The sequence below is a fragment of the Psychrobacter sp. UBA3962 genome (assembly GCF_002385225.1).
Taxonomy (GTDB): Bacteria; Pseudomonadota; Gammaproteobacteria; order Pseudomonadales; family Moraxellaceae; genus Psychrobacter.
On the sequence record NZ_DGDC01000022.1, the window covers coordinates 85,342 to 107,895 of the forward strand.

Consider the following 22,554-nt stretch of genomic DNA (forward strand, 5'->3'; position numbering starts at 1 on the left):
CTTATTGCTCATATTTATACTCATGTTTTTGCTCATAATCGTCTTCCTTCTCATAGTCATTCACATTGCCATAATCAATGACTCTAATAGAAGGTTGATATGTTTCGTCCTTAACACTGTCTAGTGACTCATTACCCAACAACGCATCCTCAGTGTCGTAATCACTACGTGCGGCATAGGCTTGATTCAATTTATCTTTTCGGTCTTGGATTTTTTTAATCCACGCATTGCCATCTACGCTGGCAGGCGACTGTTTTGAAAAAGGTTGCCCAAATGACTGTTGATATAGCTCACTTAAAGGATGAGATTTAAAGCCACGCTCATCGTATCGAGTCTGACTTAATAACGTGGTTGTCGCCCCCATAAAATCACCTCCAGTCAATAAGCTTGATTGAGAGGCTATTAACTTTCCACGGCTATCAAAATAATAATAATTACTTTGGTTAAAGGACACAGGAGCTACTGCTTCGATTAGCTGAAATAAAGACCCTAGGTCACCGCTTTGGAATTTTTTATTGGTTTGTTGCCAGTTCTCCAAAGCTACTTTAATGAAGTTTGAGTTTGGGTATAAATCAGGTCGTAAATCCACATAGTCTTGCAGTGTGTCAGACATATGTTTTAGGGTTACGCCTAACAACTTACCGGTCTGTTTGCTGTCTAAGTTGAGCTTTACTGCTGAATGGGCTCCAACTTTTTTGGCATAAGCGTCTTTAGAGATGTCTAAAGCGGTAAAGTTTGCCGTTTCAAGCTCACTCAGGCTATAACCAATGGCTGAAATAAAAGCATCGTATATCACTGAGGGAGGAACTTGATCAATGATGTCCTGTGGCAGTTTAAAAGCCACGGTGGTAGCTTCAAGCTCTTCAGGCAAAGGAGCATGCTCGGGAGATATTATTGCCACTAATGGTAACAAAGCACTAGGGTCTAAAGTCAGCTCAGAGCGGTTGAAGTCCAGCGCTAAAGGCAACTGTATCGAATAGTAAGTTGTGGGCGAAGCAAAGTCATAGCTATAAACCATACTAAGTTTCTTATTAGTTGGGTCAAACTCACTAATTTTATTTAAACTCATATTTTGATTGAAATAATAATTGGTAGCTTCAATCTGTGCTGGCGTGCGGTTATACCACTCGTATAAGGTGTCTATTAGCTGCTGATAACTCGTATCCTCTTCGTACTCGTCATACGGATTATCACTTTCATAGACATTAGAACCCTCATACTCATCGGCATCATAATTTTTATAGTCATAATTTTCATCATGACCTTCATCATAATCTGACTCAATAAAAACAGCCTCTTCAGAATTACCCTCTTCTTGCCTATAAGCATCAGACTCTACCCAATTCTCTTCATCAGAGGCTTCTTGTATCGCTATATCCAAAACGGTCTTATAGGCACTTTGTGAGCCCTCATCAATACTGCCCTTTTTAATAAAAGGTGAGTCATGTTTTAGGGTTTGACTAACCGCCACGTGAGGCGTTACTAGATGAGTGGTTATTGCCGTTAAAAGTCTCGATTTGGCTTCTTCGTCAGTGTTAATACCTGACTCGGTGCTAAATAGATTTTGATAGGCTTGCTGGTCACGTTGAGTACTTTTTTGGTAATCAACTGAGGAAATTAATGAGCCAGCTTGTAGGGCAGTATTTGGGGCAAACTGAGTTGGCGATGATTGACAGCCCGTGAGTGCCAGAACGCTACTTGATACCATTATCAAGGCAATCTTAGGAGAGCTCTGCGATACTTCAGAGGAGGCAAACTTTATTTTCATGATACGTAACTGTTCCTGAGGGGTGAGTTTTAGAGTTGCACTAGCAAAGGTCTGGCTGCTCAACCTGTCAAATTATAGTATTTAATTACAAACATTTAACTAAAGATTGAATAAATATTTTCAGGTGCCTATGCTGTCATGACTAGATAGTCTTCAAACGAATTACGTGGCTCTATAACAATTAAGTTATATTAGCACAATTAACTAAATACATTTAGTTGATGAACGTCTTGCTAAACAATACTTTTTGGAATATATTTAAAAACTGCATTAATTACTCATAAAAGGACTTACGATGACTTACTATTTTGGATTTGAACCTACAGACAAGCTAGCAGATATGATCGTTGAAGCCGAGCACATTATTGACTCTGGCAAAGATGTATCCTACTACCCTTTACGTAATGATATTGCACAACAAATTGGACGTGAGCTGTTAGACAATATGTTGGTTAATTTGATTAGTGTCATTCCAGATCCAGAGCGTCAAGAAAAAATGCGCGGTATCGTCAATAAAATTGAAGGCGCAACCGAAACTATGCTGAATATTCTGTTGGGTAAAGATTCTAACAAAGAAGTTATCCCTAACTTTGAATATATGAAAAACGAAACTGTATTTGAGGATAATTCAGGCAATACTCGTGTTGGTTTTAAGATGGATGATGCCTCTGCCAAAACTATTCTAGAAGGTTTTGATGCAGTTACGCCAGAATCTGTCGATAAGGAGAAACTGGTCAAAGGATTGTTTGCTATGAACCATGCGGTTGTGGATCACTTTATTACTCGTTTTTCAGAAACGCTACCTTTGGGTCTAATTAAACGTAAATCTGTACCCGTGGCCAAAGCAGGAATTAACAAAGCTCTTGAAATGGCCATTAATAAACTGCTTCCTCAGTTACCAATAGAGTCGTTAAATCGTTTGGTAGGTTTTTATCGTCCTTTCATTATTGAAAAATAAGCCATTTATTGCGTATTGGTAAAGGTTAATAAAAAATAGATAACAGGGTTGGCTGAAATTGGTCAATCCTGTTAAAATAGATCCTTTTACTACTGCGTGTACACCGACTATGAGCCAAATTAGCAATAAAGAAATTGAACAAACCCTCCGTAATTCAGAATGTTTAATTAGCAGCATTGAAGTTGCCGCAGCATATGAGCGTTTGGCTGCTCAGTTAAACTTACATTATGCTGGCCTAAACCCTATCGTTATGGTTGTGATGAATGGTGGCTTGATTCCAGCAGGTCAACTGTTAACTCATCTTACTTTCTACCATCGTATGCATTACATCCACGCCTCTCGTTATCGTGACAATGAGGGCACGAATGAGCTATCGTGGAAGTTTAAACCAGATGTAGATATTACTGGAGAGCACGTGCTTTTAGTTGATGATATCTTTGATGAAGGCATCACTCTAAAAGCTATTGTAGAAGAGTTGAAAAAAGAGAATCCAAAGTCTGTTGATTGCTGTGTATTATTAAATAAAGTACATGACCGTAAAGTAGAGGATTTCAAAGTAGACTTCGTTGGTCTAGATGTTGATGATCGTTACGTTTACGGCTGTGGTATGGATTTCCATGGTTACTTACGTCATCTTCCAGGTATCTATGCTATCAAAGAAGACAAACTGCCTTAATTAAACAGATTAATTAATTAGTTTTTTCTAACGAGAAAAGCACCTAATCGCTAGGTGCTTTTTTTGTGTCCAAACTTAGTCGCTCGAGCCAATCTACCCCTTTCGCTGAAATTGTAAGGCCAGCCCTGTATAGCGTTGCGTTGGAGTCTGCACTGCTTTTTGTAGGGCACGTTTGGTACTATAAATACTGACCTTTTGCTTAGCACGAGTCACCGCTGTATAAATCAGTTCCTTGCTAAGCAATCGACTGTTACTGTTATCAAAGGTGATAGCGACATGATCAAATTCCGAACCCTGCGATTTATGAATGGTCATCGCATAAGCGGTGGCAATCAACTCATCGTTAAGTAAATTGACCGCAATACCTTGGGTTTTATTTTCAAAGAATACTTCTAAGCGACTACCCTCACCTTTTTGTTGCGTCTGCAAACAAATACCGATATCTCCGTTAAATAGGCCTAACTCGTAGTTGTTTTGTAGCACCATGACTGGTCTGCCATGAAACCAAGGACTTTTACCCAAAGGCAACTTTAACTTAGACATATGCCAACGGGTCAGATAGTCGTTGATGTTATGATCGCCCCACTCGCCGTTATGTCCTGCAGTTAAGATACGAAAACGATTAAACTCACTCATAAGCTCTGAAATAGTGAGGTTTACTGTTTCTGGTATGGATTTTGCGATTGGATTTTTTATTAGTAAATTAATTTTGCTTAAGTATGGGGTGTAATTTTGGGTAATTTTTGAAAGTATTCTTTTATTGCTTAGGCTATTTTCTAATTGAATATTAGATACTAATGTGTCTAAATCTTCGGCATAAATATCGCTAGCGTCAGCATTGATACCTTGAATATTAACGCTTTGGAACTGTAATGCCTCGTCATGGTTTAGTAATTGCCAGACCTCCTGCATGTCTGCTGGGCTCTTGTTAATCTCCGTAGCTAGCTTGCCAATACCCGAGTCGGCATGGAAGCGGCGACTCTCCGTCAGCTGCGCATGAATAGGTTGTAATACATCAATACGACACAAGTCAGCAAGCACTGCCCCAGCATCTACTGCGGCCAGCTGATTGGCATCTCCTAACAAGATTAGCCGAGCGCCAGGCTTAATAGCACTAACCAGATAGTTGGCCAACTCTACCCCCAGCATTGAGGCTTCATCGACAATAATGATATCTTCACCCAAAGGGTTGTCAGCGTGATAGCGCGGTCTACCATCTCTGCCAATGCCTAACAAGCGGTGAATAGTCTTGGCTTCTTGCAACTGGACATCCACTTGAGCACTGTCTAGAGCCGCCTGCAATGACTCTTGCATACGCTGAGCTGCTTTTCCCGTTGGCGCCGATAGAGCAAGTCCTGCGCTGTCTGTGCTAAATCGAATCGTAGCGCCCTCCCCCAATGCTTGTTGTGCATCGCTATCTGCTTGAGCCTGCTGTAACGCAATAACCAACTGTGCCACAGTATAAGTTTTACCTGTACCTGGTCCGCCAGTGATAATGCTAAAGGCATTCTCATTAGCGACTTTAACCGCCTGAGCCTGCTGAGCATTGAGATTATCAGGAATATTGATAGCTAACGGTTTAATCGGCTGATTTAGGATGTTTTGTATGGTTTTAGCGAGGTTAAACTCAGCTTGCCAGGTGCGGTGTAGCCAAAAAGTTACTTCGGTTTTTTGCCCTGAGTGATTGTCTTGATATATGTTATTTTGATAGATAATGGGGCTTTGTTTTGGAATTGGATTTTTTTTGCTTAGGCTATTTTCTTTTGCTTGAGATGCTAATGATAACTGAGCAAATAAAGGCTGCTGATCAACGTGCCGCATAAATTTGCTTAGGCTATTTATTGTGCCTTGTTGATTCAATCCACATGTCTCATTATCATTTTGCATTAAGTCATATAGCTGCTGAACCAATTTAAAACGCTCAACCAACTGCGCTTTATTGCTATTTGATAGGTTTAACTGTAACCACAGTTGCGTACCACGGGTAATCAAAATATTAAGCAAGTTAAAGATAGAGTCATTATTTTCAAGCTGTGTAAGCTCATCTTGATGATTGCCCTCTACCTGTGTCACAGCCGCCAGAGTCGTATCGCTATCAATCAAATCAAACAAAGGCGCTGCCAAGCTTTGTAAAATATCTCGTTGCCAAGCATAAAGCGTAGCAACCTTTCCCTCTACCCTGCCCTGTAAAGCCAGTTCCTTACTGTTTTGACGCAGAGTTAGCACGGTATGCCCCTCTTCCAATTGCTTAGCAAGCACCATAAACAGTGATTTAAATAGATAACTATCAGCCTCTACCAAGTTTGTTGAGGCGTTAGTGTCATTCGGCTGTACATAGGCTGAATAAGTCTGAGCTCGGCGCTGCAAAATATAGTCACTAATTGTGCTCGCCCAGCTCTCTTCAACGCGCGCATTTGCAGTATTATTATTGGTTTTCATTAAGTTATCAGACCTATAAACAAGTAAAAAGTTAAATAGTAACCGCTTGGATTTAGTAAGTTAGTGAGCTAACAGCCAGTCAAGCTACTGCGGCTTACCAAAAAGCTTATCCAATGCTTTCACAAATTCTATGGGAATATCCCAAGTGACCAGCCCATAGCGAATATGATTATTCTTGCTTTGAGTTTCTGCTAAATGCTGATAAGTACCTCGTAAAAATACATATTCAACCGGGCCTAAGTATTTGGCTTCATTGCCTTTATAATCAGCGATACGCATTGATAAGAAGCGGTGTAGTGCTACTTGGTAAATCGCTGCTTGTAGCCAATAGCCTGCCTTGCTCATGGCTACTTTAAGAGTAGCTTCATCATAATTGCTTAGGCTATTTCCTAAAAAGTTACTCTTATAATCGACCACATAAAACTTGCCAGCATGCTCATATACCAAGTCAATCTCACCACGCAAATAACGGTATAATTGGCTGCTACTTTGGGCAGTTAAACGGATGTGTTTGTCAGTCTCATGGGGCAAATGCTTCTCAAACAGGGTATTAATCTGCTGCGCTTTAAAGGTTTCAGACAATCCCATATTAAAGCCCATCTCTGCAAAACGCTGCTTAGGTGAGATATCTACCAGCTTCTGCCCTGAAGCCAATAATGGGGTGTGTAAAACCTCATCAATCCATGTCATTAATGCCTGATGCTGAAGTCCTCGCTCATCGATATGATAAGTTTTGTTGTTAACCCCTTGTCTGCCGCCTTCTAAAATACGCTTCTGATGCGCAACACTGGCATACGCTAAGGGTAACTGATAGCCACTGACAGCTCTGTCTATCACCGCAGGCCATTGCTCAGGATCAGTAAAATGTATCTTCTCAAATATCTCGTGCAAAAACGTACCGGCATTGGCACCTTTGACAAAACTAAAGCGAATGTCATCTACTGCTTTAACGGGTAATCCTTGATCCTCTATCTGCGCATTTAGAGAGCCATCTGCCTCGCTAATATCGATATAAGTGGCATCATCGATACGCTCATCGACCACAGCCATGGCTTGTGTGGAGTCATCTAATTGACGGGCGAGCGCAGTAAAGCTGGTCTTGGCCCAACCATAAAAGTAGTCGACTCGCATCACATCGGAAAATTTATCGTATTTGATAGGCTCTAGGTTCGGTTTAGGAAGAGTAGCCTCAGTACTGTCAGTTAAGTTATGCGTTTTGCTGTTAGCATAACTGTCTTCATAAAACTCATGTACTTTTTGGCCGCGTACCATACCTATCGTATTTTTGAGTCTATCAGGTAATTCAAACTTTGCCTCTGATGAATCAAACCAATAAAACACTGGTTTTAAATCAAACCCAGTCTTATCTTTGGGGTCTCGCAGTACCACATAAAGTAGCTCACTGGCACGGGTGAAAGCCACGTACCCTAGACGACGAAACTCCTCAAAATCTTCTTCAGTCTCGATATCTGTGTAATAGCCCGGTGTGGTAGCTGAGTCCTTTACCGGTGAAAAACGGCGCTGATTACCAGAAGACTTTTGAACTAGAGCATTAGGTGCTTGTTGAGCATTATATAAATACAAGCCATAGTCTTCCTTATTGCCCGACTTTCGACTAGCACTGCCCATGCCCAGCACATAGACAATGGGGAACTCAAGTCCCTTTGACTTGTGAATGGTCATTAACTGCACGCCAGACTCTGTAGGCAGTGGGTATTGCTTGGCCCAATCACTGTTAGGTGCAGCATCAATGTTTTCCCTAAACCACGCCAGCAGCTCATGCTCGCCCATGCCTATACCATACTGCGCCAAGATATCCATCACATGACGCAAATCCATAATATGTCGATCACCTTCAGGGTGTGCTGCTAAAGCCTGCCATACGCCTTGTGGCTGTACCGGGCTTTTATCTAGCAAATAATGCATGGCTGATAAGATGCCAAAATTCTGCCAGCGCTGAGCCCCTTCTTTAAGATAGCTAATAAAATCTTGATAGCTTTTTTTGCTAGTATCACCTTGAGTGCTGTCAGCAGCAATATTCGTCTTAACGGCTACTTTTGCTGGCGTCTCATCGCTTTGGGCAATGCCTGACTCATGGTCGGTCATCATCGCTTTGACTTCTTTGATAGTCAGGCCATACAGATGGCTAGTCAATACGCGATTAATCATGTCGTGACGGTATGGATAGAGCATAGCACTGAGCAGAGCAGCTACGTCTTCAGCCATGATGGTCTCAAAGATACTAACGTCACTGGTAGTCAAAGTGGGGATATTTAACTTAACCAGTTCATCTTCTACTCGTTTTAAGTCTTTTTTGGCACGTGCCAGCACTCCGATGTCACTGGGCTGAATAGGCTTACCCTTTAAGGTCTGACCGCTGTTTAATAAAGCGGCAATATGGCGGGCAGTGACTTCATGCTCATCGTATTCAAGTTCTTTGTCATAAGGCAGATGCAATACACTGACAGGCTGGGTAGAGAGTACGTCAGTAACTAAATCTAGGGTAGTTTCTAATAGACTGTTTTGGGCAACAGATTGATTATTATCTAAGTCATTAAACCAAGATAGCTGTTTCTCAAGCTTGGCCGCAGTAATGTGTTGATAATAAATTTGACTGCCTAGCTCAGCAAATTTGTTCTCGCCTGTAGTGGGCGTCGGCATACCAAACCAGCAGTTTAGTGCTTCAATAACCCCTTTGTTAGAACGGCGGTTAATATCAAGTGTCCATAGATTGTTTTTATCAAACTGAGCTTTCATATAGTTATAGTTAGCAACATCCCCACCTCGGAAACCATAAATAGCCTGCTTCGGGTCCCCAACTAATAATAAAAACTCTTGATTGGACTTGGTATTAGTCGACTGGTTATCCTCATTACCTACCTGACTACTTAACTGCTGGCGTTTATTCTTTGGCAGATAAATACTTTCAATCATGATGGCTTGCTCGCCATTGATATCTTGTGACTCATCAATAAGGGCTACTGGATAGTGGTGGCGGATATAACGTGCTAGCTTCTCTCCCTGACGGCCGGTCAATGCCTGATTAAGACGTACCATTTGCAAGCTAAAAGTAGTCTCACCTCGCTCTTCTAAAATTACCGGTAATCTCTCGCGGACTGCCAGTACAATATGACGGTTTAGGTTGGCCAATAACAATAAAACATGCTGATTCAAACCGTGCATCTTATCCATAATGGCCATTAACTGGCTTATGGTTTCTAGCTCAAACAAGGCTTGATGCTGTTTTTCTTTATTCTTATTAAAGTTCTTTATTTTTCCGTCATCATCGGGGAACTGAGCATCTCTCAATGACCCTAGTAGTTTTTTCGCATCTTCACTTAGGTAGCTCTCAAAATTCAAACCTCTTTCAGCGATCACTTGATGAATCTCAGTAATATGCTCAAACCGAGTGAACAAACTTGATCGACCATTAAATCCTTGTGATTTTCTATAATCAGGATTTAAGTACGGCTGAACATCTATCAAATCAAGCTTAGCAAAATCCTCTAGCAACCGCTCAAAACTAGCGAAATCGAAAGCTTCATTCAACTGTATCTCATTAATAGGCGCAGAAATAAAGTTCAGTGAGCGGTTCACATACGATTTATGATCACCAACAGCTGTTAGTTTGCCTTGCTGCTCCATTAGTGCATATAGCTTAGGCTGCTCGTAATACAAACGGCTTTGAAACTGACGCAGCTCATCATGAATAATGCTATCGGTTACCTGCTCAATACTACTATCTTCAATAATCGCCATGCCTTGCTGATGACCTGTCTCACTGCTATATTCTGCTAGCCATTTTTGTGCCAAACTATCTAGCGTACCCACAAACAGTTTATCGAGTGTGGTTAATACCAAGGCGGTGCGGCGAATGGCATCTGTCATCGGATAACTATATACATGATCAAGCAGGTAACCTACTAAATGTAGATTAATCGGGTCTTGCATGATGTCATCTAGACGGGCATTCTTTGCCTGCTCTACTAACCAGTCTGCACGAGTTTCTTTGGCAGTGGCTTTTTGCTCTGCTTCTCGCTGTTTGTCATGCGCTAAGTCTTGGTTAAGCTCATCGGCACCAACACTGTCAGCACTTTTAGTATCGTCCTTTGAGCCTGCCTTTTTATCCGCCTGTCGATGGTCCTTACTACTTTCTGGAATTACCTGCAGGACATCTGGATATAAGTGTTCTTTATTGGCCAAATCCGCACTTAGGTTATTGACCCATTGCAACAGTTGATAAAAATCGACCAAGCGATCATGAATACGCTGACGCATTTCCGCCGCTGCCGCCCGAGTAAAGGTAGTGGCAATAATTTGCTCAGGGGCACGCCGCGCCTCAATAAGTAGGCGCAATACAATACCGGTTAAAGTCCAAGTCTTACCTGTGCCCGCTGACGCTTCGATAAGATGGCGACCGCTTAACGCCACATCGACAGCCGGTATCACATCTTTATTATGCTCCTGATGCGCCTCTTTGGGTATATCGCTGTCATCATGTGCATGCGAGGTTAAGTACGAATCATCCAGCATCTCTTCTGCTTGCGGCTCTAAGTTATTGTTATCAGTCATGTCTGTCATAGGAAGATATACTTTTAATTATTATCTATAGAATCACGATCTTAGCTTAGCTAGAGTTTAGCTTAATTGCTGTAACGTGCTTGTCTAACTGGCTAATCCTTAGCCTTCTAGCCCGTCAAGCGCGTCAAACATAGGTGCATACAAGGGCTGCGCCAAAGCTGTCAAAGAAGTAGCTAATGCTTTAAAGGCGTCTTGATCCCGCAAAATATATTGCCAAATAGCATGCTGCGAACAAGTGTCATAAACCGCATCTGACGTGTAGTTAGGGAACAGCCACTCTGAGAAATCACCTCGTTTTGGCCAATACTCAGCGCCCTCATCCTCTTGCGCTTTTAAACAGTTATCCAAATAGCCAAGCGCATACTCTGGTAATAAGGTTAGCGGTATTTGACCAGACAGATTGGCAAAAATAGCCCATTTAACCAGTTCAATGACAGCATCTTCATAGGTGATGGGGCTCAGTTTAAATGCCGTGGCTTTCTCAAGCTTTTTGGCCTTAGTGCCTGACTTATTAAAGCGCCAAATGCTCATACCATCATTTAATACCACCTGCTTAGCTGTAGTGCGTCTGGCAACTTGCCAATACAGATGCGATAACCAAAACTTAAGCAAATGTCTGGGACTGGCAGAATTGGGCAAGATATTAAACCAGTGTTTAGGCGACTGCTCCGCATACGACACGCCTGCCTTCAAATGCGCACTATCGCCATTAACCTCTATCGGTACAACGCCTTTTATCTTAATCGCTTTGGGTAAAAAAGCTAACAAGGATGCTTGGTCTTTTTGTTGAAACACACTGGCCAAGTCCACTTGTATTGGATGTTCCGTGGTGGGCGTGATAATCGGCAGACTTGCATCCGCTTCTTGCACCTCAATGCCGTTAGCAATTAACTGTTCTCGAAAGGTTTGACATTGCTGCTGCAGCTTTTGTTGTTGATTGGGCAAAGTGGTATGGCGTGCTACCCCTGCTGGCATAATTTTTTGGTACATTAAAATTGGTGTGCTTTGAGACGCTGATTCCTCTAGACTCTCTTCTTTGTCTAAACCTGTCGTTGGCACAGGATTGGCCAACTCATGAATCAAATAGTCTTTGATCTGGTAAGTAGTCAAGCTATCCAAAAACAGTGGCTCTTGGTGTGCCATCGCCTCCTCACCCTGTACGATATGCACTTCCTGAGCCCGCAAAAAGGCCTTAGCAGGATGACGCACTTGATAGGCAAGCACCCCTTCAACGTCAATTTCACTAATATCAAACAGCACTTGAGCCAAGGCTTTATTCTGTTCATTACAATCCAGCTTAGCATCTATCGACAACAAATCATTTAAAGCAGGTAAGTTTTGACTGTCGATATGCCCCAATTGACCCAAGCCAGCGCCCAATAACTGAGCGATTGCCTCATAGTGTGCTTTGCTGGGTAAGCTGACCAGCTGCGGATGTTCACTAGAATCACGAGATTTCAAGGTATTAAATACCGCTTGCCATAACGGCGCTGGCGGGAACTGACGTTGCTGCGCCAGTTTGGTTTTTTGCATCGCTTTATCTAGCATGCCCTCTAAAGCGTCAAACTCAGAAGACTTATCTTTAGGATCATTTAAAGCACTTGAATCAATTGCACTAGGCTCAGATTCATTGTTTTCAGCCTCAAAATGAGACTCGTGTCTTTCCTGTTCTACAGCTTGCTCAAATAAGCTCTTATCAAACGGCAATGCTGGGTGCTCAGTTACTAACCACTGTTTGACTAGCTTTGGTAAATGACGCTTTAGGCTTTCGGTAGTCGGATCTACCTCTTCTGGTAAGCTGTCTAGTGAATTGACCTGCCACTGCACCTCACCTTGTAAGAATTGCAACAGTTCGCTGACAGGGTTCGCCGGTAAATGCTCATGGGTATCGGTTAAACTTTGACCATTATAAAATATCCAGCAAGCACTGCGTGCACATAACAAAGCATCTAAAAAGGCCCCATTATCATCATCTTCACTCACTCTATCGCCGCGGCGTGACAGGGTCGCCTTCATCAAGTCATAACGATTGTCACGGTCTCGTGCAGGGAACTCAGATAAGTTCATATTGAGCATGACCACTAAATCAAAGGGCACGTTTCTTAATGCCCCGAAACGGCCGAAGGTAATTACCCCTGTCGGCTCCGCACTCACCTGCTGACTCTCAAGCTCCGCCTCGATACTATCAAGCATGAAGCTCAGCTTCAACGGTAACTGCTCAACCCTTGCCAGCCTTTGCTCAACCTCTCGGTTATCCGTATTATCACTACTGGCATATTGTCGATAATGACGATTAGCGCGCAGGCTCGATTTAAAGCCGTTCATCGCATTATAAATGGCACGCATACTGCGGGTTTGATCCACATCACCAAAATAACGGTGAATCACTTGGCGCTCAATTTGATCGAGCCAATCCTCCGCTTTCAGCTTTTGTTTGTGATCATCACGTCTAGCCAACAGCCCGCTATAAATGCGGCACAAGGCTTCAATAATAGGCGCATCATTGAGACTCACCTCTGGCAGTGGCAAGCTCATTTCAGCAATCGCAGTGCTTGGCCATTGATGCGCTTCAAGCGGATATAAGCAGTCGCTCATTTCAGCTTCTGGCATAATCAGTCCCAACGTTAATCTATCTAACGCTTGGGCAAAGCTAAAGCGGTAATCAAAATCATTGCCATCTAAGGTCTGCTTAAGATGTAATTCATCAAAACCGCGGATGAAACCCGCCTCGACCAATAAGTCACAGCCACGGCTCATCTGATCATGGGTCAAGCCAAAGCTTTCATATAGCGGCGGCAGCATTAGCCAATCTAACACCTCAGCGGCTTCAAAGCGGGCACTGTCACTGCCTAGCAGTTTATAAAACCCAATAATTGCTTCCCATAACTGACGAATGGAGGCATCGACCACACCGGTGACTTTAGCCGGCAGAGTCAGTCCATCTTGACCTTTTCCATTGACAAAAATTGAGCTAATTAAGGCATGATGTCGCTCCACATCGGGCAGCAGCACCACTATGTCAGAGATATGACGCTTTTTTGTGCCAGGCGGTAACGGCTCATTCAGCCAGCGTCCAATCATAATGCGCAGCACCTCAAGTTGACGCTGCAAACTGTGGCATGAATGAATGCTTAGGCTATTGTCTTGTGAGGACATTGACCACAGGCGCTCTTTTTCAAAGCGCTTGTTCTCAAGTACCTCATCCTCATACCAAGCAGCGGCATTGGCCTCATCAGCTTCATCAAAGCTTAGCTCAATTTGCTCGCTAATGGCCTGTGACACTTTAACTGCTGTGGCTTGCTGAGTTGAACGCTCATCAAGCATTAACACGTCATTTTGCAGGCGTCTTAATAAGCTAGGGCTATTGTGGGTGTGATAAGAAGCGGTATCTTGTTGATTATAGTCGCTATCAATATTTGCCTCAAAACCAAATTCATCATCCAACTCCTCAGACAAATCATCCTCGAAATTATCCTGCCAATCCACAACGGCATCTTCATACAACTCGTTACCCGATAAATTAGCAAGCATGGCGAAAGTATCACGAGACTGCTTACCCAGACGTGACAATAGACTATGCCCATAATCACGCAAAAACACACTTTCGGGGTTAATAATCTGCTGGCGCTGTAGCCAAGACTTATCTACGATATCCGCCCAGAATAACTTGGAGGGGTTATAGTGCAGCAAGGTAATATCCATGTAACGCGACAGACGCTGTAAAAAATCAAGCTCAGTCTGCGGTAGCTGCTGAATGGTAAAAATACGCAGTACTTTAGGCAACTGATCTTGCTCGCCCGCCTTGTTGCTCTCTAATGCTTTCCAAAAGGTTTTTTCTAACTGAGCACGATATTGATGCACATCAGCGAACAAATGCGACCACAGATAACGCTGAGCGGCTTCCAATTCTACATAGTGCTCTACCAACCATTCTGGTGTGCCACGCGCATACTGATCAAAGCGCAAAGACAACGCATCTTTTTCTGCAATTAACTCATTCACATCAAGCGATTTATTATCCGACCATAGACTTAGCCAATCCTCACGGTGGGTTAAATATCGGTTAAATACTCGCGCTAAATCACTTGCCAGCTGCCAAATACGCGCATCTTGCTGCGCCTTGTCTGGCTCAACGCCTTGTTGAGGCTCATCAATCAATGACGACAGCAGCGGATATACCGGATGCTTATCGTCCTCGACAATAGTTTGCTGATAATAGGTCAGATAGCCAAACAGACGCCATTGCATCACAGTCGGCGACAGCACTGCCACCTCAGGCACGTTAAGCACCGTTGCATCAGGATCATTTTTCAATAGATAAGCATTATGCTGACTGAGTACATCTTGCATCAGTGTCCACTGATATTGACCCCAGAACTTAGTCATTACAAGCGTACTGATACCCGCACGACTGGCAATAGTTTTATCGAGCCAATCGCCTAATACCATTGACGGTACGATAACCACAAAGGGATCAAAAATAGACTGTTGCACAGATTGATATTCGACCAACAGTTCATCGACTAAGTTTTCGGTGCGATGCGATTGGATAATCTTAAACATAGAGAGGCAATCTTTTATTAAATGAAATTCAAATAAATAAGGTCATAGCAAAGACACGACGGTTATATAAGCATAACTCATTATGGTAAAAAGAAAACCATCAAACAGCACTATAACGTCAACTACTGTCGCAAAGAGTTGACGTTATAGTGGTTATGAGTTTCGTTTTGAATTTGGTCAGAGTTAGAATCCATTGAAACCTATCAAAACAGCGTAGATGAGCGGTTTGCTATAAATATAATGCTAATTCTGACGATGTGTCGGTAAAAGAGAGGTTTGAGTAACTGAATTCTCAAATGATATTGTTGTTTTAAATACAGGCTAAATCTCAAATAAAGACCAAACCTAATACTGGCTAAGACTTAACACTATCTGTCCAAGAAAACTCTTCCAAAATGCGAGTCCATTGGTCATCAAAACCCGCTTCTAGCATCAATGGTTCGCCAGTAACAGGATGACTGAGCGCTAAAGTCTGAGCATGTAGCAGCATGCGCGTACAATCATATTGAGTACGAAAGAATTTATTGTGCCGTCCATCACCATAGCTGGTATCACCTATTATATGATGAAACAGATGTCTCATGTGACGGCGTAGCTGATGTTTTCGCCCAGTCTCAGGTATTAAGCGCATGAGACTATAACGGCTCGTATCATGTTTTTTTGATACTGCAAATGGCAGCTCAATTTGGGCTAAGCTCTGCCAGTGAGTGACAGCTTCTTGAGCGGGTTTGTCTAAGTTAGCAAACTTATCAGCGATGGCATCAGGCTTAAAGCTTAAGGCATAATCAACAGTGCCTTCTTCTGACATAAAACCACGCACCACAGCTAAATACTGCTTAGCAACCTTGCGTTCAGTGAAAGCTTCAGTAAGGCTACGTGCCACAGCAGAGCTCTTAGCAAACAACAATACACCTGATGTTGGCCTGTCTAATCGATGTACTGGAAACACATGACAACCTACGGCATCACGGGTTAGTTGCATTGCAAATCGTGTTTCACCTTTATCAAGCCAACTGCGATGCACCAATAGACCTGCTTCTTTATTAATTGCTACTAGATGCTCATCTTCATAGATAATATCTATCTGTTTGTCAGTTTGATTATTAGTGCCACTTTCTATATCCATCTTTTTATGTAAACCCTCAGTATATGTCGATTATCGCGGCATTATAGCACTAGTGACTATGGCTGCTAACCTCACTGCTAGGCTGTTGTTATCTTATTTACAAGACTATGTGAGATTTTTAAACTGGCAAAAAAGATTGATAATTGCTGTCAGTTTTTACCTAACAATGCCGAAAAATTGGGTAAAAGGCTGATTTGTTATGATAAAATAACTCTTGTTTTTAAGCGCTTATAGCTCAACAGGACAGAGCAGTTGCCTCCTAAGCGACCGATCGGGGTTCGAGTCCCTGTGAGCGCACCAACCTTTATAACTCTCTATTACTATTAATTACCTAAACCCCTACAATCCCTCTGATACCAAAGACCTTTGTCTTTTATCATAACTTGTTATTACCTAGTAACACCTATAAAATGTTGTACACGACCGCAAACTATATTTTTAATTGGTGTAGTAATGAACAAGCGACAAAATTATCTGTTATCAGACAATGGCATTAAATCACTCGCTAAGCAGTCACCACCGGCCAAACGTATGAGGCACTCAGATGGTGATACTCTGTATCTAATTCATGACCCTAAGGGATAACTATACTGGGTTATGGCCTATCGCTATCAATCTGATAAAGATATAAAATCTAAACAAAAGACATTACACATTGGCTCATATAAAACCGCCAATCAGACTCTTGATAGTAAATTCACACCTGAAATATCTCTGAAGCAAGCTAGGATTGAACGCGACAAAGCCAAACAACTATTGTTCTTTTGTTTGCTACTATCTTTTATTCGGTTCTAAAAATAAAAAAAGCTACGACACGTTTTATGTTGTAGCTTTAAAAAATATTAAAATTACAATATAAATTTATTAAATTCTGATTAATTTCTTACCCTGTTATGACCCCATCTGTCTATTCATAACCTTCAGGTTTATAATAAACGCTCAAGACATTTTGGAGTTTGAACGTTTAAGATAAACTTTACGGCAAGGACTATAATCTGTCCAAGAAACGCTCACGAACATTAAGTTACTTATACCTTTACCTATTGCAGTATAATCATTGTTTTCTTGATTAATAATAAGGTGATATTGATTATAGCAATATTCATATTCTCTATAGTCTTCAAAATCTACCTTTTGCCAAATTTGCTGGTTGTTAATATTTTTAATTAATTGATCAACCATTTCTTGTGTTGGGTTTCTATATACTTTTACAGCGGATCGAACCTCTGGTTTTGATCTTTCAGTATTGCGTTCAACAGCAGGAAGTCCTTTAGTCACATCATTTAATAATGACGTGACCTCCTCCATTGATGGTCTATCTTCTCTTGGTGGTGTTGTGCCTCCGAACCCTAATGAGCCTTCTTTATAAACATCCCACCAAATGAATATAAATAATGATACAACCATTGTAATAAAGACAGATCTTATAATAGAAACAATATTGTTCATTATTTAGTTCCTAGTAGGCTCAATACCTTTTGCTTATTTTCTTCGGAAACTTTAACCATATTACCACCACTCATGCCAATTTGACTTGTTCCTAAGCCATAGGTAACTACTTTATCTTTCGATTTAGTATATATACCTCCGATACATCCATAATGGCAAGCCTGGATACCTACAGAACCACCTCCAATAATACGGTCAATTTCATCTGCATTCATTTCTCCTCCAACAATACTACCGAAGTTTATAGAAGTAGATACACCTACAGGCTTCATTATCTTTCCATTTGTTAAAGTTACAGCGTTTGCTAATGATTTTAAATTTAAGTTTATACCAACTTCTGGAATAAGCGAGTATTTAGGTGAACCGTCTTTACTTTTTATCTCTACACCTGTAGCCCACATGTTGCCATTTTTGTTATTAATTACGAATGTATAACCAGCCATACCAGCACTAAAACTAATGATTGTCATATCATTATAGTAAGTATGTACAGCTGCAATATTATCAGGAATTCTTTAAATGGCGGCTAATTGTTCCCGAGAAGTAATGGCTAGGTGTGAGTGACGTTGAATTAAAAACCCTAGAATGGGTCGATTGTTTTAAAAAATCGCATTCATAGTACGACTGGTTATGTATCGCCTTTTGAGTTTGAGAGGCGATACTATGATAGTCTTACTGAGCCAGACAAAGCTGCCTGACTCGAGTAATCCACTTTCCGGTATAGTCAGGGCGGTTCATACCACTATTTTTGTAGTTGCTAGACTTGCACAATTAAAAACTATTTATGTATCTCTCAAATTTATAGCATGCAAAAAAAACGCGTAGCCCATTTATTTCAATGAGTACGCGCTTTTACATTTATTACCATTTTATCTAGGTATCATGATAAAACTCTGCGTTTGAATAATTAGCTTAAATCGTGATTATAAATTTCTATTGCAATAACTATGAAAGCCACTCTATAATAATTTTCACAGCATATACTGAATACAAATTCAGTATACTGAACGATCTAATTTAATCTAGTACGGCTTCTACTTCTTTGTTTAGGGTTCTTCTAGATAATCAAGATAGTCATAAGCATAAATTTTACTGATATTGAGAGTACTACCTCTTTTCATGGAATAGCAATTAGAGTTTATTCGTAATGACTTTGAAAAAAATACTGCCATACGAGGCGCTAACTTCAATCAACATTTAGACGAGGTTAAATACTTTAAATCCATAACTAGTTTTAATGAACAAGGAGTGTTCAATGTTAAACATAGAGTTTTTGACTGCACCAAAAATTATATGCCAGTCTGATGGGCTTCGTAACCAGCTTGGAAAGCTTGCTATGAGCTTACTTCCATTACCAATTGATAAGCCAGTCGCTTTAATTATAACGGATCCCGGTATCACTAAATGTGGTTACACTGAGAGAGCAGCTAACTCTCTAAGAACTTCAGGGTTTACTGTTGCCACTTTTGATAGAGTACAAGCTGACCCTCCCTATAGCATAGTTGAAGATGCTATAGAGTTAGGCAGATCTATAAGTGCAAATATTGTTATTGGATTAGGAGGTGGTAGCTCAATTGATACTGCCAAAGTCGTTTCTTTAGCTATTAACTCTACTCAATCCTTAGATGAAATGGTCGGCATGAATCAAGCTACTGGCCAGCCTCTACCTTTGATCGCCATACCTACCACCGCAGGAACTGGCTCTGAGGTTACTCTTGTATCAGTATTAACTAATGAGATTGGTGAAAAAAAAGCAATTTACTCGCCTAAACTAATGCCGGATATTGCTCTTCTTGACGCTTCTTTAACACTTGGTATGCCTCGACATGTTACAGCCGCCCCTGCATTGGACGCAATGGTACATTGTGTTGAAGCCTATACTAGCCGCACTAAGAAAAACCCTATATCTGATGCTCTAGCCATAAAAGGCCTGCAATTACTAACTCAGAACTATATGACTGTATTAGAGGATGGTTCTAACCTAGCTGCTCGCGAAAACATGCTACTAGGATCTTCTTTGGCAGGTATGGCTTTTGTTAATGCATCAGTAGCTGCAGTTCACGCTCTTTCTTATCCTTTAGGCAGTAAATTTCATATTCCCCATGGTCATTCTAATGCACTAGTAATGGGGCCTGTCTTCCGATTTAACATTGAAGCAGCTAGTGACTATTATGCCGAACTAGCTAGAGCTATTTTACCAAATGATGAATTTGTTGATAATTTTTCTGCGGCACATACTTTTGTTGATACCTTAGAGAACTTTTTGGATCAAAGCGGCCTAGCCACGCGACTTAGCGATCTAGGAGTAACCGATATAGATATCTTGCCAATGGCTACTGAAGTTACACAAAAAATATCACGCCTTATAGATACCAACCCACGTGATATGACTACCAAGGATGTAGAACAAATTTATCGTAGTGTTCTTTAAGGTGTATTCGGATAGTGCATCTAGTACTGCCCATAAATAAGTCGATCCAATTTAATTAACTCTGAATCTTTTACTTTTGATTGTTAGTTTTCTTATGCGTACTTTATTTATGAAAAATTATTCACTTTTAACTTTTTTATAACTCACACCCTTATATTTCAATATATATCAAAAGGATTTGATAATGAAAAAACTTCTCCCTCTATGTCTAATAGGTACATTCACTCTATTTGGATCTTTAGGCTGTTCAAACTCCTCTCAACAAGGTAGTAATGCTACAAACTCTAACTCAGAAACTACTGTACTACGTTTTTCTCATTTCTACCCTTCTACCTCTGATATTAACCAACAAATTTTCGAGCCTTGGGCTAAAAAAATAGAAGCTGATTCTAAGGGTCGTCTCAAAGTTGAGGTCTATCCATCTGCTACTCTTAGTAAAGCAGACTCAGCCTATGAATCAGCTGTAAAAGGAACTATAGATATAGGTTCTCAAGTTCAAGGCTATACAAGTGGCCGTTTTCCATTAACACAGATTGCTGAGCTACCTGGGTTGTCTAACTCATCTACTCAAACAGGTTGTATGCTGCAAACCCTTTATGATAATGGTGCTATCTCTAGTGAATATGAAGATTCACACTTACTGTTTATGTTTGCTACTGGTCCTGGCTCATTACATACTACTGATAGGCCTATAAGAACACCTGAAGATATGAAAGGCTTACGAATTCGTCGCCCATCAACCGTTGCTGGTGATTTAATTGAGAGTATGGGTGCATCACCAGTCGGCCTTCCGGCAAACGATATATATACATCTCTTCAAAGAGGTGTGGTAGACGGCTTAAGCTTCCCATGGGAGGCTATGCAAACATTTAAGCTTGATGAGTTAACTAAATACCATACTAATGTACCATTTTATAGTTCTGCTCTAATGGTAACTATGAATAAAGAAAAATATGAAAGTTTACCTAGTGACTTACAAAAGGTTATAGACGATAACTCAGGAATGGCCTGGTCTAAAAAAGTTGGTGAGATGTGGGATAAAACTGATAAGGAAGGGCTACAAGCGGCTAGAGATAATGGAGATGTAGTCATAGATATCTTAGATCCATTAAATGATCCGAATTGGAAAGGAGCCTTAGAAAAAGGAACGAGAAAATACCTTGATGAGGTCAAAGCTCTCGGATTAGATGCTGATGGTGTATACGAAAAAGCAAAGGCTGCTAGCATAGCTTGTCGAACCTAATTAAAAATAAGTTAAGTAAATATAAATATTATATTTATTAACTAAAGTAGTGACTACTCAAGGAGAGAGACAATGTCAAACAATAAATTAGATGTAATAGTAGATAATTTCCATTACCTAGAAGGGCCTCGTTGGTATGACCAATCTTTATGGTTCGTTGATTTTTATACTCAGGGAGTCTATCGAGTTAACGAACAAGGTGTAGCTGAAAAAATTGTTCATATCGAACAACAACCTTCTGGTTTAGGTTGGCTACCTGATGGTCGTATGCTAGTAGTATCTATGAAAGACCGTAAAGTATTAAGGTTAGAGGAAAATGGTGATTTAAAAGTACATGCAGATATTTGGGAGCACTGCGGAGGACATGCTAATGATATGGTGGTTGCTCCAAATGGCAATGCTTATGTTGGTAACTTTGGCTTTGACTTGATGGGTGGTGCTGATCACAGCAATGCAGGGTTAGTTTTGGTTAAGCCAGATGGAAGCTCCCAAGTAGTGGCAGAAGGCCTATCCTTTCCAAACGGAATGGTCATATCTCCCGATGAAAGAACACTAATAGTCAATGAACTGTTTGGCAACAGAATCTCTCAGTTTACTATTAATGAAGATGGTACATTAGGTGAACGACGTGATTTTGCAAGTTTTGGCGAGTTAGGAGATGAGCCAGACCTTACTAAACGGATAGAGAGTGCAACAATTTTACCTGATGGACTTGCACTAGACGCTGAAGGTGCTGTCTGGATTGCTGATACATTAAATCATCGTGCAGTTCGAATCGCGGAAGGTGGAGAAATTTTAGAGACTATCGATACTACTCCTGATGGTATTTTCGCTGTTGCTCTAGGTGGTAAAGACGGTAAAACATTATTTATGTGTGCTGCACCTGATTGGGATGAAGCCTCGCGTAAAGCTGAAACTAAAGGTCGAATGTTATCAACGCAAGTCAAAGTTGGGCATGCTGGAACTCCATAACTGGTATTAACTTTCAGCTACAACATCCGTTTTGTAGCTAAACATCTATTTTTTAAATAGAGTTTAGTAAAATACTGCATTGAAAATGCCTCCATAATATATATCTAATTTATGGGGGCAATTCAATATTGGTAGGACTTTTTTTACCGGCGTTAGAATATATCTAGGTCCAAAACCACTATTTCTACAGCTACTAGAGTTGTACGCTTAAATAATACTTATGTTAATCACAGCTTTATATTATGCAAAAAAAACGCGTAACACATTAGTATTAGTGAGTTACGCTTTTTTATGTCTGTTGTAATTTTATCTAGGTGACTTGAAGAAAGTAAGCATCCGACCATCCCA

Annotated in this window: 14 protein-coding genes, 1 tRNA gene and 1 pseudogene; 9 read left to right on the plus strand and 7 right to left on the minus strand. The window is 40.9% G+C overall.

The window, feature by feature from the left end; all coding sequences use genetic code 11:
- Nucleotide 1: 1 nt before the first annotated feature.
- On the minus strand, nt 2–1,768 hold the full coding sequence (locus tag B3S92_RS06025) for a hypothetical protein (protein WP_296203821.1): 1,767 nt from the start codon (nt 1,766–1,768) through the stop codon (nt 2–4).
- A gap of 295 nt (nt 1,769–2,063) precedes the next feature.
- Here B3S92_RS06025 and B3S92_RS06030 point away from each other — a divergent pair, with 295 nt between their 5' ends.
- Together B3S92_RS06030 and B3S92_RS06035 are read left to right on the plus strand one after the other, a co-directional pair.
- A complete protein-coding gene (locus tag B3S92_RS06030; RefSeq protein WP_296203824.1) occupies nt 2,064–2,726 on the plus strand; it encodes a hypothetical protein in 663 nt (220 codons plus the stop codon).
- A 109-nt stretch (nt 2,727–2,835) separates the two neighbouring features.
- A complete protein-coding gene (locus B3S92_RS06035) occupies nt 2,836–3,402 on the plus strand; it encodes a hypoxanthine-guanine phosphoribosyltransferase (protein WP_296203826.1) in 567 nt (188 codons plus the stop codon).
- A gap of 93 nt (nt 3,403–3,495) precedes the next feature.
- On the opposite strand, the gene recD is transcribed toward B3S92_RS06035, so the two are convergent.
- From recD to truC, 4 genes are all read right to left on the minus strand, one after another.
- The gene (gene recD, locus B3S92_RS06040) at nt 3,496–5,841 is read right to left on the minus strand and encodes an exodeoxyribonuclease V subunit alpha (RefSeq protein ID WP_296203828.1); all 2,346 of its coding nucleotides are present in this window, start codon (nt 5,839–5,841) and stop codon (nt 3,496–3,498) included.
- A gap of 84 nt (nt 5,842–5,925) precedes the next feature.
- Entirely contained in the window at nt 5,926–10,422 is a 4,497-nt protein-coding gene (locus tag B3S92_RS06045) for a UvrD-helicase domain-containing protein (protein WP_296203831.1), read from the minus strand.
- Between the two features lie 99 nt (nt 10,423–10,521).
- Entirely contained in the window at nt 10,522–14,985 is a 4,464-nt protein-coding gene (locus B3S92_RS06050; RefSeq protein ID WP_296203833.1) for an exodeoxyribonuclease V subunit gamma, read from the minus strand.
- A gap of 355 nt (nt 14,986–15,340) precedes the next feature.
- Nucleotides 15,341–16,111: a tRNA pseudouridine(65) synthase TruC gene (gene truC / locus B3S92_RS06055; protein ID WP_296203835.1), complete on the minus strand. Its 771-nt coding sequence runs from the start codon at nt 16,109–16,111 to the stop codon at nt 15,341–15,343.
- Between the two features lie 224 nt (nt 16,112–16,335).
- On the opposite strand from truC, the gene B3S92_RS06060 reads away from it, so the two are divergent.
- The 3 genes from B3S92_RS06060 to B3S92_RS12145 all read left to right on the plus strand — a co-directional run bounded on the left by B3S92_RS06060 (nt 16,336) and on the right by B3S92_RS12145 (nt 16,906).
- Nucleotides 16,336–16,411 (plus strand) — tRNA-Arg (locus B3S92_RS06060).
- Nucleotides 16,412–16,564: 153 nt separating this feature from the next.
- Complete coding sequence (locus B3S92_RS06065; RefSeq protein ID WP_296203838.1) at nt 16,565–16,696, plus strand: hypothetical protein; 132 nt, start codon at nt 16,565–16,567, stop codon at nt 16,694–16,696.
- Between the two features lie 12 nt (nt 16,697–16,708).
- Entirely contained in the window at nt 16,709–16,906 is a 198-nt protein-coding gene (locus B3S92_RS12145; protein WP_414706998.1) for a hypothetical protein, read from the plus strand.
- A gap of 144 nt (nt 16,907–17,050) precedes the next feature.
- Here the strand turns inward: B3S92_RS12145 and B3S92_RS06070 are convergent, their stop codons facing one another.
- Together B3S92_RS06070 and B3S92_RS06075 are read right to left on the minus strand one after the other, a co-directional pair.
- Nucleotides 17,051–17,560 carry a hypothetical protein gene (locus B3S92_RS06070; protein WP_296203840.1) on the minus strand — a complete coding sequence of 170 codons (510 nt, stop codon included), beginning with the start codon at nt 17,558–17,560 and terminating at the stop codon, nt 17,051–17,053.
- Nucleotides 17,560–18,030 carry a hypothetical protein gene (locus tag B3S92_RS06075; protein ID WP_296203844.1) on the minus strand — a complete coding sequence of 157 codons (471 nt, stop codon included), beginning with the start codon at nt 18,028–18,030 and terminating at the stop codon, nt 17,560–17,562. Before B3S92_RS06075 ends, B3S92_RS06070 begins: the two co-directional genes overlap by 1 nt.
- Before the next feature lie 77 nt (nt 18,031–18,107).
- Between B3S92_RS06075 and B3S92_RS06080 the strand changes: the two are divergent.
- From B3S92_RS06080 to B3S92_RS06095, 4 genes and pseudogenes are all read left to right on the plus strand, one after another.
- Nucleotides 18,108–18,258: pseudogene (locus B3S92_RS06080) on the plus strand (IS3 family transposase); the annotation flags it as partial.
- A 557-nt stretch (nt 18,259–18,815) separates the two neighbouring features.
- Nucleotides 18,816–19,991: an iron-containing alcohol dehydrogenase gene (locus tag B3S92_RS06085; RefSeq protein ID WP_296203846.1), complete on the plus strand. Its 1,176-nt coding sequence runs from the start codon at nt 18,816–18,818 to the stop codon at nt 19,989–19,991.
- A gap of 184 nt (nt 19,992–20,175) precedes the next feature.
- On the plus strand, nt 20,176–21,234 hold the full coding sequence (locus tag B3S92_RS06090) for a TRAP transporter substrate-binding protein (protein ID WP_296203848.1): 1,059 nt from the start codon (nt 20,176–20,178) through the stop codon (nt 21,232–21,234).
- Nucleotides 21,235–21,306: 72 nt separating this feature from the next.
- Nucleotides 21,307–22,206, plus strand: coding sequence for an SMP-30/gluconolactonase/LRE family protein (locus B3S92_RS06095; protein ID WP_296203850.1), 900 nt, complete (start codon nt 21,307–21,309; stop codon nt 22,204–22,206).
- Nucleotides 22,207–22,554: the final 348 nt, after the last annotated feature.